Below are 513 nucleotides of genomic sequence, written 5' to 3'. Positions count from 1 at the left end.
TCGCGTCGAAGAGCGCCTTCGGCGGTGCGCCGACCTCCGGGCCCTCCGCCATCCGTACGAATCCCATGAAACGAGGCATATCGATCAGTCCTTCTTCTGTGGTGTGAGCGTGTCTCGTACAGGCGTCGAACGGGACGACCCCGTTTCGACACCATCCCCACAGAAATTCTCCGCCGCCTCGCGGACGGACGGGCCGGATCGGGTCAGAGAGCGGTGAGCACCGGCAGCGGCGGCAGTGCGGCCTCGTACAGCCAGGCCCGCCAGAGGTCGCGCAGCGGCTCCGGGCTGTACTTCGCGACGAGGGTGATGAGGTCCTCGGTCGTGACCGACTGATGCGCGAACTCGGCGGTCCACTCGTGGAGCATCGCGAAGAACGCCGGGTCGCCGAGGGCGACGCGGACCGCGTGCACGGTCAGCGCGCCGCGTTTGTACACCCGGTCGTCGAACATCAGGGCCGGGCCGGGATCGCCGACCACGATGTCGGCGCGCGAGGCCGCGAGCTTCGCGTAGTAG

At 68.4% G+C, this 513-nt stretch carries 1 protein-coding gene; it reads right to left on the bottom strand.

Annotated elements, in window-relative coordinates; translation table 11 throughout:
• Positions 1-203: 203 nt before the first annotated feature.
• Positions 204-513, bottom strand: a 310-nt coding sequence (locus FK268_RS23940; RefSeq protein ID WP_146437922.1) for a M1 family aminopeptidase, incomplete at its 5' end; no start/stop codon positions are given.

The sequence above is a fragment of the Tsukamurella sputi genome (assembly GCF_007858445.1).
In the GTDB taxonomy this organism is placed as follows: Bacteria; Actinomycetota; Actinomycetes; order Mycobacteriales; family Mycobacteriaceae; genus Tsukamurella; species Tsukamurella sputi.
Note: the sequence above shows the minus strand (reverse complement) of the source record. Positions and strands in the feature narration are given on the sequence as shown.